The sequence below is a fragment of the Ottowia oryzae genome, assembly GCF_003008535.1.
GTDB lineage: Bacteria > Pseudomonadota > Gammaproteobacteria > Burkholderiales > Burkholderiaceae_C > Ottowia > Ottowia oryzae.
Window position 1 is genome coordinate 3,392,279 of record NZ_CP027666.1, and the last position, 12,197, is coordinate 3,404,475.

General features: G+C 66.7%; 11 protein-coding genes and 1 tRNA gene. 7 read left to right on the forward strand and 5 right to left on the reverse strand.

Translation table 11 applies throughout. The annotated features are described in order from the left end of the window. Positions 1–136: 136 nt before the first annotated feature. Positions 137–3,187: a valine--tRNA ligase gene (locus tag C6570_RS15500; protein WP_106704016.1), complete on the forward strand. Its 3,051-nt coding sequence runs from the start codon at positions 137–139 to the stop codon at positions 3,185–3,187. Between the two features lie 83 nt (positions 3,188–3,270). Here C6570_RS15500 and C6570_RS15505 read toward each other — a convergent pair whose 3' ends face one another. Then, complete coding sequence (locus tag C6570_RS15505; protein WP_106704017.1) at positions 3,271–4,251, reverse strand: NAD(P)-dependent oxidoreductase; 981 nt, start codon at positions 4,249–4,251, stop codon at positions 3,271–3,273. A gap of 85 nt (positions 4,252–4,336) precedes the next feature. Here C6570_RS15505 and galU point away from each other — a divergent pair, with 85 nt between their 5' ends. The 5 genes from galU to C6570_RS15530 all read left to right on the forward strand — a co-directional run bounded on the left by galU (position 4,337) and on the right by C6570_RS15530 (position 9,093). After that, positions 4,337–5,224, forward strand: coding sequence for a UTP--glucose-1-phosphate uridylyltransferase GalU (gene galU, locus C6570_RS15510; protein WP_106704018.1), 888 nt, complete (start codon positions 4,337–4,339; stop codon positions 5,222–5,224). A gap of 104 nt (positions 5,225–5,328) precedes the next feature. Beyond that, complete coding sequence (locus C6570_RS15515; protein ID WP_342747936.1) at positions 5,329–6,378, forward strand: Sir2 family NAD-dependent protein deacetylase; 1,050 nt, start codon at positions 5,329–5,331, stop codon at positions 6,376–6,378. Further along, the gene (locus C6570_RS15520) at positions 6,356–7,093 is read left to right on the forward strand and encodes a hypothetical protein (RefSeq protein WP_106704019.1); all 738 of its coding nucleotides are present in this window, start codon (positions 6,356–6,358) and stop codon (positions 7,091–7,093) included. Before C6570_RS15515 ends, C6570_RS15520 begins: the two co-directional genes overlap by 23 nt. Further along, positions 7,080–7,940, forward strand: coding sequence for a PP2C family protein-serine/threonine phosphatase (locus C6570_RS15525; protein WP_106704020.1), 861 nt, complete (start codon positions 7,080–7,082; stop codon positions 7,938–7,940). The genes C6570_RS15520 and C6570_RS15525 overlap by 14 nt, the downstream gene beginning before the upstream one ends. A gap of 151 nt (positions 7,941–8,091) precedes the next feature. Then, on the forward strand, positions 8,092–9,093 hold the full coding sequence (locus tag C6570_RS15530; RefSeq protein ID WP_106704021.1) for a helix-turn-helix transcriptional regulator: 1,002 nt from the start codon (positions 8,092–8,094) through the stop codon (positions 9,091–9,093). Positions 9,094–9,141: 48 nt separating this feature from the next. Here C6570_RS15530 and C6570_RS15535 read toward each other — a convergent pair whose 3' ends face one another. From C6570_RS15535 to cysM, 3 genes are all read right to left on the reverse strand, one after another. Next, positions 9,142–9,369 (reverse strand): sulfurtransferase TusA family protein, encoded by a 228-nt coding sequence (locus tag C6570_RS15535; protein WP_106704022.1) that lies wholly within the window; start codon positions 9,367–9,369, stop codon positions 9,142–9,144. A 14-nt stretch (positions 9,370–9,383) separates the two neighbouring features. Beyond that, positions 9,384–9,932 carry an NUDIX hydrolase gene (locus tag C6570_RS15540; protein WP_106704023.1) on the reverse strand — a complete coding sequence of 183 codons (549 nt, stop codon included), beginning with the start codon at positions 9,930–9,932 and terminating at the stop codon, positions 9,384–9,386. A gap of 62 nt (positions 9,933–9,994) precedes the next feature. Further along, positions 9,995–10,897 carry a cysteine synthase CysM gene (gene cysM, locus C6570_RS15545; RefSeq protein WP_106704024.1) on the reverse strand — a complete coding sequence of 301 codons (903 nt, stop codon included), beginning with the start codon at positions 10,895–10,897 and terminating at the stop codon, positions 9,995–9,997. A 40-nt stretch (positions 10,898–10,937) separates the two neighbouring features. On the opposite strand from cysM, the gene C6570_RS15550 reads away from it, so the two are divergent. Beyond that, positions 10,938–11,024 (forward strand) — tRNA-Leu (locus C6570_RS15550). Positions 11,025–11,262: 238 nt separating this feature from the next. Here C6570_RS15550 and C6570_RS15555 read toward each other — a convergent pair. Next, complete coding sequence (locus tag C6570_RS15555; RefSeq protein ID WP_106704025.1) at positions 11,263–12,195, reverse strand: NAD-dependent epimerase/dehydratase family protein; 933 nt, start codon at positions 12,193–12,195, stop codon at positions 11,263–11,265. Positions 12,196–12,197: the final 2 nt, after the last annotated feature.

Here is a 12,197-nt window from a genome sequence, read left to right on the forward strand (position 1 = left end):
GACGGCGCTGCGCTACCCCAAGGCATGCCCTCGGTAGAATGACCCCCTTGATTCTCTTGCGGGCGCCCTTGGCTGGCGGCCCGCGCCTTGTCCATTCTGGCTCCATCCCGGCCTAGACGGCCCACTTCACAACACCATGTCCGATCAGCCCGCGCAACCCGGCCTTGAAAGCCTGTCCAAATCGTTCGAACCGACCGCCATCGAGGCCTTCTGGGGCCCCGAGTGGGAACGCCGGGGCTACGGGCGCGCGGGCGTACGCGGCACAGGCCAGCCCGACGCGGCCGCGGCGGCGCGGGGCGATAACTTCTGCATCCAGCTGCCGCCCCCGAACGTGACGGGCACGCTGCACATGGGCCATGCGTTCAACCAGACGATCATGGACACGCTCACGCGCTACCACCGCATGCGCGGCTTCAACACGCTGTGGGTGCCCGGCACCGACCATGCGGGCATCGCCACGCAGATCGTGGTGGAGCGCCAGCTGCAAGAGCAGCAAGGCCAAAGCCGCTACGACCTGGGCCGCAAGAACTTCGTGGCGCGCGTGTGGGAATGGAAGCAGCAGTCGGGCGACACCATCACTCGCCAGATGCGCCGAATGGGCGACAGCGTGGACTGGGGCCATGAGTACTTCACCATGGACGACAACCTGTCCAAAGTGGTGACCGACACCTTCGTGCGCCTGTACGAACAGGGCCTGATCTACCGCGGCAAGCGCCTGGTCAACTGGGACCCGGCGCTGAAATCCGCCGTGAGCGACCTGGAAGTGGTCAGCGAAGAAGAAGACGGCTTTCTGTGGCACATCGCCTACCCGCTGGTCGACCCGGACGGCAGCCTGAAAGCCGCCGGCGCGCCCGCCAGCCTGGTGGTGGCCACCACCCGGCCCGAGACCATGCTGGGCGACGTCGCCGTGATGGTGCACCCCGAAGACGAGCGCTACCAGGCGCTGATCGGCAAGCACGTCACGCTGCCGCTGGTGGGCCGCGAGATTCCGGTGATTGCCGACGACTATGTGGACCGCGAGTTCGGCACCGGCGTGGTCAAGGTCACGCCCGCGCACGACGCCAACGACTACGCCGTGGGCCAGCGGCACAAGCTGCCCATGATCGGCGTGCTGAACCTAGACGCCACCATCAACGACCAGTCGCCCGAGAAATACCGCGGCATGGACCGCTTCGTGGCGCGCAAGGCCATCGTGGCCGACCTGGATGCGCAAGGCGCGCTGGTCGACACCAAGAAACACAAGCTGATGGTGCCGCGCTGCGAGCGCACCGGCCAGATCATCGAGCCGATGCTGACCGACCAGTGGTTTGTGGCCATGACCAAGGTCAGCCCGCAAGACCCGACGGGCAAGAGCATTGCGCAAAAGGCGATCGACGCGGTGGCCAGCGGGCAGGTGCGCTTCGTGCCCGAAAACTGGGTCAACACCTACAACCAGTGGATGAACAACATCCAGGACTGGACCATCAGCCGCCAGCTGTGGTGGGGCCACCAAATCCCCGCCTGGTACGGCGAAGATGGTTCAATTTTTGTAGCAAACAACGAAGAAGAGGCCAGCGCCAAGGCCCAAAAAGCTGGCTATACCGGCACCCTGACGCGCGACCCCGATGTGCTGGACACCTGGTACTCATCGGCGCTGGTGCCCTTCTCTTCGCTGGGCTGGCCGCAGCAAGAGACCCCCACGCTCCCCGCTGCGCGTGGTTCGCTGCCCCCCGAGGGGGCTGCTGCGCCTTCGGGCGGCCGTGCGGCGCAGCTCTCAGACATGGCGCTGTACCTGCCCTCATCGGTGCTGGTGACAGGGCACGACATCATCTTCTTCTGGGTGGCCCGGATGATCATGATGACCACGCACTTCACCGGCAAGGTGCCCTTCCGCGACGTGTACATCCACGGCCTGGTGCTGGACGCGCACGGCAAGAAGATGAGCAAGAGCGAGGGCAACGTGCTGGACCCGGTCGATCTGATCGACGGCATCGCGCTCGACCCGCTGCTGGCCAAGCGCACCACGGGCCTGCGCCGCCCCGAGACGGCGCCCAAGGTGCGCGAGAACACCAAGAAGGAATTCCCTGAAGGCATTCCCGGCTACGGCGCCGACGCGCTGCGCTTCACCTTCGCCGCCATGGCCACGCTGGGGCGCACCATCAACTTCGACAGCAAGCGCTGCGAGGGCTACCGCAACTTCTGCAACAAGCTCTGGAACGCCAGCCGATTCGTGCTGATGAATTGCGAAGGTCATGATTGCGGAAATAACGCCCCCACGCTCCCCGCTTCGCGTGGTTCGCTGCCCCCCGAGGGGGCTGGCCCCGCCTTGGGGCGGCCCGGCACCGGGGCCGAAGGCGATACCGCCCCTGAACGCTCTGCCGCCGACCGCTGGATCGTCAGCCGCCTGCAGAAGGCCGAGGCCGCCGTGGCCAAGGCTTTCGAGGACTACCGGCTGGACCTGGCAGCCAACGCCATCTACGACTTTGTGTGGAACGAGTTCTGCGACTGGTACCTTGAAATCGCCAAGGTGCAGATCCAGACCGGCTCGCCCGAGCAGCAACGCGCCACGCGCCGCACCCTGGTGCGCGTGCTGGAAGCCATTCTGCGGCTGGCGCACCCCATCATCCCGTTCGTGACCGAGGCGCTGTGGCAAGCCGTGGCGCCCGTGGCGGGCAAGTCGGGCGCGTCGATCATGGTGGCGGCCTACCCGCAATCGCAGGCGGCCAACATCGATGAGGCGGCCGAGGCCGAAATCGCCCGCCTGAAGGCGCTGGTGGACGCTTGCCGCACCTTGCGCGGCGAGATGAACGTGTCGCCCGCGCAGCGCCTGCCGCTGTACGCCACCGGCGACGAAGCCTTCCTGCGCACCATGGGCCCCACGCTGCAAGCGCTGGCCAAACTGAGCGAGGTGCGCCTGTTTGCCGACGAAGCGCAATGGGCCGAGGCCGCTGGCGCCGCGCCCGTGGCCGTGGTGGGCGATGCGCGCCTCGCGCTGTTCATGGAAATCGACGTGGCGGCCGAGCAGCAGCGCCTGGACAAGGAGATCAAGCGCCTGGAAGGCGAGATCGCCAAGGCCAACGCCAAGCTGGGCAACGAAGCCTTCGTGGCCAAGGCGCCGCCGCAGGTGATCGAGCAAGAGAAAAAGCGTGTGGCCGACTTTGGCGATGCGCTGGAGAAGTTGAAGGCGCAGCGCCGGCGCCTGGGCTGACGCCAGCGCGCCTGGGCCAACCGGTCCAGGACAAAGCCCCGATCAGCGCGCCGGGCCGCCTGCCTGGCGCGCGGCCCGCTGGTTCAGGCGAACGGCATGGGCTCGCTGTCCAGCAGTCCGCCGGGGCCCCGCGCCTCGCTCATCATCAGGGTTTCGTGGATTCGATCCACCAGGTACCAGCTGCCACGCAGCTGCGATTCGTTCGTATAGGGCGCCAGGCGCGGCGTCACGCAGACGTTATCCAGGCCTTGCAGAGGCGAATCGGGCGCGTAGATTTCTTCGTCGTCGCTGTCCATCAGCATCGCCCTGATGCGGCCGTTGCGCAGCACTTCGGACAAGGCGTCCAGATCGAACAGCGCGGCGCGGCTGATGGAAGTCCACAGCTGGCCGGGCTTGCATGAAGACAGGATGCGTTCGCCCAGCAAACCACGGTAACGGCTGGCGTAGATCATCTGCACGGAAACGGCGTCGGCCACTTCCAGCATTTCATTCAGGCTCATCGGCTGCACGCCCAGGCGGCGCCACAGCTCGGCGTTGCGGTGCACGGCCGGGTCGTAACCCACCACGCGCACGCCCAGGGGCACCAGCATCGTCGCCAGTACGTGCGCCACCGGTGCCAGGCCCAGCAAGGCCACCACGCTGTCGTTGATCTCTCGCCCAGGCGCCGGCCGCACGGCCGCCGCGCGATCGCGGGCGCCAGCGCAGGCGCCATGCACACCCGAGCGAAACAGCGTCAAGATGGTGGACAGCAAGTATTCGGCGCTGGCGCGGACCGTGGCGCTGGACGCCTGAATCATGCGCACGCGGCGCTTCTGGCAGGCCTCGAAATCGACGTTGTCGGTGCCGTCGTGAATGCGGGCGATGGCCACCAGCTGCGGGGCCATGTCCAGCAAGGCGCTATTGACCTTGAAGCGCGAGGGCACGACCAGCGCGTCGACCTCGCCCAGGCGCGCAGCCAGGGCCTCGGGGTTGTCTGCAAGCTCTGGCAGATAATCCACCGTATGCCGGGATGCAAGCCATTGGCGGGCGTCGGAGGCAAGATCCTCCAGCAGGAGAATGTGCACGCGTTCCTCAGTGATGTCGAATGATGCGGCCCGACATTCTGGCAGCTTGTTGGGGCAGTCACTGTAGCATTTGTATTAAAAATTCATGCCTAAGCCCTACCAGGTCGATGTCGCCGTTTTTCCCGTCGCAGGGCTCGGCACGCGCTTTCTACCGGCCACCAAGGCCAGCCCCAAAGAGATGCTGCCGGTGGTGGACAAGCCACTCATCCAATACGCGGTGGAAGAGGCCTACGCGGCCGGCGTGCGGCACATGGTGTTTGTCACAGGGCGCAGCAAGCGCGCCATCGAAGACCACTTCGACACCGCCTACGAGCTGGAAAGCGAGCTGGAAGCCGCTGGCAAATCCGCCCTGCTGAACACCGTTCAGGCCGTGCAGCCTGCCGACATGGTGTGCACCTACGTGCGCCAGCCGCGCTCATTGGGGTTGGGGCACGCCGTGCTGTGCGCCGCGCACATCGTGGGCCAGCACCCGTTTGCGGTGCTGCTGGCGGATGACCTGATGGTCGGCCCGGCCAATGGCCTGCCGGTGCTGGCGCAAATGACCCGCGCTTACGAATCGCTGGGCCGTTCGGTACTGGCCGTGCAAGAGGTGCCGACCGACCAGGTCAGCCGCTACGGGATCGTGGCCGGCTCGCCTGCGGGCGAGCGGCTGATGAGCATCGAGCGCATCGTCGAAAAACCCTCGCCTGCCGAAGCGCCTTCGCGCATGGGTGTTGCCGGGCGCTACATCCTCACCCCGCGCATCTTCGACGAACTGCGCGACCAGCCGCCCGGCGCTGGCGGCGAGATTCAGCTGACCGACGCCATCGCGCGCCTGATGGCCAAAGAGCGCGTTTACGCTTACCAGTACGAGGGCAAGCGCTACGATTGCGGTAGCAAAGAGGGCTTTCTGCAAGCCACGGTGGAACTGGCCCTGCAACACCCGCAGATGGGTGCGTCGTTCTGCGAATACCTGAAGTCCCTGGCACTCTGATATTCATAGCTGCCAGCGCTTTTCCATCAAGCGCCAGAGGCCGATTTAACAAAAAACTTCTGCATGCGACACAGTTTGTCGCTGCCCGGCCGATGATGGCGGCCATGACCACCGAGACACCCTTCGAGGGCCGCGACGACCCGCTGTACCTGCGCGCGCGCCAGCTCGTGCTTTTCCGCCGCGCCCCCGGCATCGCCACGCTGCAACGCGCCCTGCGCATCGGCCACCAGCACGCCACCCGCCTGCGCGACGCCATGCGCGGCGACATCCTGAACTGCGACGAACAGGGTCACGGCTGGCACATCGCCGAAGGGGCCGGTGAAGGGCCCGACCTGCTGCTGCAAGACAAGCTCGCCCAGGCCGCCCACTGGATCAGCACCGCGCAAGCCATGGTCGTGGCCGCGGGCGCTGGCATGGGCATCGACTCCGGCCTGCGGTTTGGCAACATGGGCTCACCCGAGGCGTTCCAGCAGCGCCCCGCCGCTGTCTGGGGCGTCTACGGCCACCAGCTCAACCTGTACCGCGCCGCCACGCCCCACGCCGGGTTCGGCCTGCTCCACGCCTGGGGGCAGCGCATGCAGCAGGGCTGCTTCGTGTTCACCAGCAATATCGATGGGCACTTCCAGAAGGCGGGCTTCACGCCCGCCCGCGTGTACGAATGCCGCGGCTCCATCCACCGGCTGCAATGCGCGGACAACTGCAAAGGCCCTATCTGGTCCACGACAGACCTGCGCCCGCAGGTGGATGAGGCCGCGTGCGAATGGCGGGGCGAGTTGCCAACCTGCCCCCGCTGCGGCGCGCTGGCGCGGCCCAACATCCTCATGGCCGACGACTGGCAATGGAATGCAACGCGCAGCGCCCAGCAGCGCATGCTGCTCGACATGTGGCTGGACAGCGTCCAGGCCCCGCTGGTGCTGGAGATCGGCGCGGGCCGCGCCGTGCCCACGGTGCGCAACTTCACCCGGCGCATGCAGTTGCGCGGCAGCCGGCTGATCCGCATCAACCTGCACGAGGCGAACATCCACAACCCCAGGGACATTGAACTGGCGCTGGGGGCAAAGCAAGCGCTGCAAGCCCTGGAGGCGCACCTGGTCAGCCAGGGCTCGACGAATCACAGCAAGGAAAAAGCAGATGGCGATGCACCCAGAATTTGAAACATGGGCCCAGTCCTATGCAGGCTGCGACGGCGGCGACATCGGCAGCCCCGAGCGGCGCGCCATCTGGCTGTGCGGCATCGAGTGGGGCGGCGCCCGCACCGCCGGGCAACTGCAGGCCGAAATGCAGCGCGGCGAACCCCGCCCGCGCGGGGGCTACGGCAATGCGTCGGACAACCTGGGCTACATCTTCAACCGGCAGGCCATGAAGATACTGTCTGCCATCCATGGCACCCAGGTGTCTGGATACCGCGATTTCTGCGAACAGGCAAAACCCTTCACCCAAGGCTCGTCAGGGTATTTCAAGATGAACCTGTACCCCATCGCCTTCAAGGACACGAACCAGGCCCGGTGGCATGCAGATTTCGCGCAAGCGACCGGGTTTGAAGAGAAGTCCGGCTACATCGAATGGTGCAGACAACTCCGTTTCCCCCAGATGCGCCAATGGGCCGCAGCGGCGCGGCCCAAGCTGATTCTGTGCCTTGGCAAGAGCTACCGCGACGATTTTCACAAGGCGTTTTGCGACGAAAACACCCGCTTGACCCACGACCCCCCCATCGACGGCCGCGACCTGTGGTGGGGCGTCAACCGTGACGGCATCCTGGTCGCCATCATCCCTTTCATGGTCAACCGCCATGGTCTGACCCGCAACGAGAGCATCCAGAAATTCGGCGACCGGATCGCCCAACTGATGGAGCAGCATGGCTGCCGGTAAAAGCAGCCTGCGCATCACGGCCTTCCAGCAGGCCATGCACCCTGCCGCGCTGCGCCATGCCCGCCCGGCGCCGCAGCAGGACGCGCTGGCGCTCCATACGCTGGACGAGCGCCACGTCCGGCAAGCGCCACTGGGCCGATGGGCCTGCGCCGCGCCCGGCGGCGTGGCGTGGGTGTCCGTGGCCGATGGCGTGGCGTCCAGCCCCTGCGCCGACCTGGCCAGCCGCAGCTTTTTGCAGGTGCTGCACCGCGCCAGCCCGGCCGCCGCCCGGCAACTGCCGGGCCTGGTGCGCCATGCGCGGCTCGACTGGCGCGCCCGCTACCTGAAGCCCCGCACCCGTGGCGCGGCCTGCACGCTGGCGAGCCTGCTGGTGGCCGACGGGCAGGTGTGCGCCGTCAACAGCGGCGATGCGCGCATCTGGCGCCTGCGCCCACAGGCCGATGGCAGCGTGCAATGGCGGCAGCTCAGCCGCGACCATACGGCGTGGCAGCAGATGCTGGACGACGGCGAAGCGGATGCCGCCCAGGCGGACGCCTACGCTTCGATCTACCAGGGCCTGCTGCACTGCCTGGTGCTGGACGCCGACGACGATCTGGACGAAGACGCCGACGAAAGCGCCGCACAGGAGGACGACTGGCTGCACATCTGGCACGGGCAGGCCGCGCTGGGCGATGCCTATCTGCTGGCCACCGATGGCCTGCACGGCGTGCTGACCGATGCGCAGATGCAGGCCCTCTGGCAGGTGGCCGACGCGCCGCCAGGCAAGTTGCAGGCACTGCACGACGCGTACCGGCGGGCCGGGGCACAGGATGACGTCTCGGTGGTTCTGCTGGACATTGGTGCATAGCGCTGCCGCATCGAATTTGATAGCTGCCGACGCTTTCCAGACAAGGGATACAGCCTTAATTTGCTTGAAGCCATCCTGGCGCAACCATGCGGAAGATGACACCCCATGACACCCGGAGAATCCCCTGCCCAGCCCGTGCGAGACTGAAGCGATGCCCCAACGCCCCGACACCCTCGAAAGCGTCCTGCTCGCCGTGGAACTGCTGCGCCGCATCCCGCGCGGGCGCAAGATCACCGCCGCCGAACTGCACCGGCAACTCAAGGACGCGGGCATGGAGCGTACCGAGCGCACCATCCAGCGCCAGTTGGAAATGCTCTCGCGCCATTTCGAGATTGAGCGCGACGAGCGCAGCAAGCCCTACGGCTACCGCTGGCTGGAGCGCGCCCAACACCTGGCCGTGCCCCACCTCACGCCGCACGAATCGCTGCTGCTGCAACTGGCCGAGGAGCACCTGAAACACCTGCTGCCCACGCGGCTGATGCAGTCCATGGACGGCTTCTTTGCCCAGGCCCGCCGCAATCTGGGCGACGATAGCCAGGGCCACAACGTGCGCCTGGCCCGTGAATGGCCGCGCAAGGTGCGCGTGGTTGCCACCAGCCAGCCGCTGCTGCCGCCCTCCATCGCCCCCGGCGTGCTGGAAGCCGTGAGCGACGCGCTGTACGGCAACCGCTGGCTGGAGCTGGACTACCAGAACGCCGCAGGCAAACGAAAGCCGGTCAAGGTCATGCCCCTGGGCCTGGCCCAGCAAGGCCCTCGCCTGTACCTGGTGTGCCGGTATGAGGGTTTTGGCAACGAACGCAGCCTGGCGCTGCACCGCGTCCGCAAGGCGCAGGCGTCCACGCTGGCTTTTGAGCGGCCTGCGGATTTCGACTTGCAGAAGTACGACGACGACGGACGCTTTGGGTTTGGCGAAGGGGAGCGGGTGCAGCTCACGTTCTGCATTGAAAACGAGGCTGGCTTTCACCTGCGTGAAACGCCTTTGTCCCAGGACCAGCAGGTGCGCGATTGCGGAGATGGGTGGATGGAAGTCACCGCCACGGTCGTGGACAGCGCCATGCTGCAATGGTGGCTGCGGGGGTTTGGAGAGTCCGTGCGCGAGGTCAACAGCAAGCCAGCGCAGCCACTGCGCACCACGACGCTCCTAAACAAATAGCTGCCAGCGCTTGCTAAATAAGCACCAGCAGCCAGTTTGGCTTCAACCTCAACGCCGCCGCAGCACGTGCGTGTATTCGTCGCCCGCGCTCTGCTGCTCGACCAGGCCGTGGCCGGTTTGCTTGCAAAAGGCCTGAAAGTCGCGCACCGACCCCGGATCGGTGCACACCACCTTCAGCAGCTGCCCGCTTTCGATCTCTGCCAGCGCCTTCTTGGCCTTGAGGATGGGCAGCGGGCAATTCATGCCGCGCGCATCCACTTCCTTTGCGATGTCCATGGGGCGATTGTCGATCAATCCAGCCCGCGGCGCCGCTCGGCGTTTTCTTCCTCGGTGAAGAACACCGGCTCGTGCCCGCGCGTGCGCAGCCAGTCGGCCAACGCATAGCCTGTGCCCGCGGGCCAGCACTTGAGTTCGTCCAGCGCGCAAAGGCGCCAATCCACCAACTCGGGCGACAGGCGCACATCGCCTTCGCACACGGCGTGGTAGGCGATGATGACTTGGTTCATGCGCAGGAATTCGTATGCGCCCACCAGCTTCAAGCCGCGCACATCCAGGTTGGTTTCTTCCTTGACTTCGCGCGCCACGCCTTCCAGCGGCGATTCACCCGCCTCCATGAAGCCGGTGATCAAGCCAAACATCTTGGGCGGCCACGCCGCGTTGCGCGCCAACAGCACCTTGCCTTGGTATTCGACGATGGCCGCCAGCACCGGCGTGGGGTTGTTCCAGTGCGTGAAGCCGCAGGCCGGGCAGCGCAGCCGCTCTTTCCAGCCGCCGTCTTCCAGGGAGGGCAGCAGCTCCAGCGGCGTGGCGCATTGCGGGCAGAAGCGGAATTCGTTCATGCTTTTATTTTGATAGCTGCTTGCGCCCTACTGGCAAACGCCAGCGGCCGATTTGGATTGAATCAAGCGGGGAAGACGCCGGTGGAGAGATAGCGGTCGCCGCGGTCGCACACCACAAAAACGATGGTGGCCGATTCGGTGCGCGCCGCCACTTGTTCGGCCACCCAGGCTGCGCCGCCAGACGAAATGCCGCCAAAGATGCCCTCTTCGCGCGCCAGGCGCCGCGCCATTTCCTCGGCGTCGGACTGGTCGACCAGCACCAGCTCATCGACCAGGGCCGGCTCGTAAATTTTCGGCAGGTATTCCTCGGGCCATTTGCGGATGCCCGGAATGCGCGAACCCTCGGCCGGCTGCGCGCCGATCACCTGAATGGCCGGGTTGCGCTCTTTCAGGTAGCGCGACACGCCGGTGATGGTGCCCGTGGTGCCCATCGCGCTCACGAAATGCGTGATGCGCCCTTGCGTCTGCTCCCACAGCTCGGGGCCGGTGGTTTCGTAGTGGATGCGCGGGTTGTCGGCGTTGGCGAACTGGTCCAGCATGCGGCCCTTGCCTTGGCCAACCATCTTGTCGGCCAAGTCGCGCGCGTATTCCATGCCGCCAGAGCGCGGCGTCAGGATCAGCTCGGCGCCAAACGCCTTCATGGTCTGCGCGCGCTCGACGGACAAGTCCTCAGGCATGATCAGCACCATGCGGTAGCCCTTGATGGCAGCGGCCATCGCCAGCGCAATGCCGGTGTTGCCGCTGGTGGCCTCGATCAGCGTGTCGCCAGGCTGGATCTCGCCGCGCTCTTCGGCGCGCCGGATCATCGACACGGCCGGCCTGTCCTTGACCGAGCCCGCGGGGTTGTTGCCTTCCAGCTTGGCCAGCACGACATTGCCGCGGGCCGTGTTGACCTGCGCATCGATGCGCTGCAGCCTCACCAACGGCGTGCGGCCAATGGCGTCCTCAATCGTCGGATAGTTCATGCTTCGCACTGTGCCATAATTTCGGGCTGGCTATCGCGCTGCCCGGGTGGCGAAATCGGTAGACGCAGCAGATTCAAAATCTGCCGGTGGCAACACCGTGCCGGTTCGATTCCGGCTCCGGGCACCAGTGGTTTTTTGCCGCTGTCGCGCACTTCGTTGGTCTGTTGGCGGACTCTGGCTCGCCGCTTCAGGCGCCTTCTCGTCATGAGGGGCGCCTTTTGCGTTTCTGGGGCGCGATCGGCGAAGGCTCAAGCGCCGGGCAACCGTGCCGCAAGCGCCAGGCGGCGGCCACAGCGGCCGTCAATGCAGCCCAACCCATTTCAAAAAAAAACAGCCTCTAGCGCAGGCTGCACCAGCGCCGGCAGCTATTCTTTAGGTAGCAACCCAGTCGCCGGCGTGGGGTAGCGCAAGCGCAGGCGCGGCTCACGCTTGAGCCGTGTGTTGTCCAGCCGCCGCGACTCCTGCATGAACGACAAGCGCTCGGGCGACAGGTGGCTGGGCGCCTCTGCCAGGCCGATGCGCGGCGGGCGCGGCACGCCGTACAGGTCGGCAGCCATGTCGAAGTAGTCGCCCATCTTCAGCTGGCTGTCGTCGTTGGCGTTGATCACGCGCTGCGGCCCGGCGCGCCACAGTGCCAGCACGCAGGCGCGCGCCAGGTCATCGGCATGGATGTGGTTGGTGTAGACGTCATCGTCGGCGTTCAGCACCGGCGTGCCCGCCAGCAGGCGCGCGCGGGGCGTGCCGTTGGGCCGGTCGGGCGCGTAGATACCCGGAATGCGCAGCACGGCGGTGCGCACGGCCGCGCGCTGGCCAAAGTCGCGCACCAGGCGCTCGGCCGCCACCCGCCGGGCCGACCGCGCCGTGCTGGGGCGCACGGTGGCCGTTTCGTCGATGAAGGCGCCCGCGCGATCACCGTACACCCCGCTGGTGGACGCGTACACCAACGCCTGCGGCGGCGTGCGCCTCGCCAGCGCCCGCAGCAGCGCCGCCGTGCGCGGGTCGCCCGTGCCGCTGCCGGGCGGCGGGGCCAGGTGCAGCACGTGCGTGGCCACGCCCGCCAGACGGCGCAGGCTGGCGGGGCTGTCCAGATCGCCGCGCAGCATGAAGGCCGCGGGCCCGTTACCCAACGCCCCGCCACTGCCAGTGGATGCGGCACTCCGAGTCAGGCCCAGCACCCGCACGCGCGGCGCCAGCAGGCGCGCGACGCGCCCACCCACGTCGCCGTAGCCGACGATCAAGACGCGCGCACGGCGAAAGCGGGCGGGCAGCGCGCCGAGGGGGCTGAGGTTTGAGGGCAAAA

Excerpts from the sequence above, each read along its gene's own strand:
- cysM (WP_106704024.1), bottom strand. The coding sequence starts at position 10,897 with ATGAACTATCCGACGATTGAGGACGCCATTGGCCGCACGCCGTTGGTG.
- C6570_RS15530 (WP_106704021.1), top strand. The coding sequence starts at position 8,092 with ATGCCCCAACGCCCCGACACCCTCGAAAGCGTCCTGCTCGCCGTGGAA.
- C6570_RS15520 (WP_106704019.1), top strand. The coding sequence starts at position 6,356 with ATGGCGATGCACCCAGAATTTGAAACATGGGCCCAGTCCTATGCAGGC.
- galU (WP_106704018.1), top strand. The coding sequence starts at position 4,337 with ATGCCTAAGCCCTACCAGGTCGATGTCGCCGTTTTTCCCGTCGCAGGG.
- C6570_RS15515 (WP_342747936.1), top strand. The coding sequence starts at position 5,329 with ATGACCACCGAGACACCCTTCGAGGGCCGCGACGACCCGCTGTACCTG.
- C6570_RS15535 (WP_106704022.1), bottom strand. The coding sequence starts at position 9,369 with ATGGACATCGCAAAGGAAGTGGATGCGCGCGGCATGAATTGCCCGCTG.
- C6570_RS15540 (WP_106704023.1), bottom strand. The coding sequence starts at position 9,932 with ATGAACGAATTCCGCTTCTGCCCGCAATGCGCCACGCCGCTGGAGCTG.
- C6570_RS15525 (WP_106704020.1), top strand. The coding sequence starts at position 7,080 with ATGGCTGCCGGTAAAAGCAGCCTGCGCATCACGGCCTTCCAGCAGGCC.
- C6570_RS15500 (WP_106704016.1), top strand. The coding sequence starts at position 137 with ATGTCCGATCAGCCCGCGCAACCCGGCCTTGAAAGCCTGTCCAAATCG.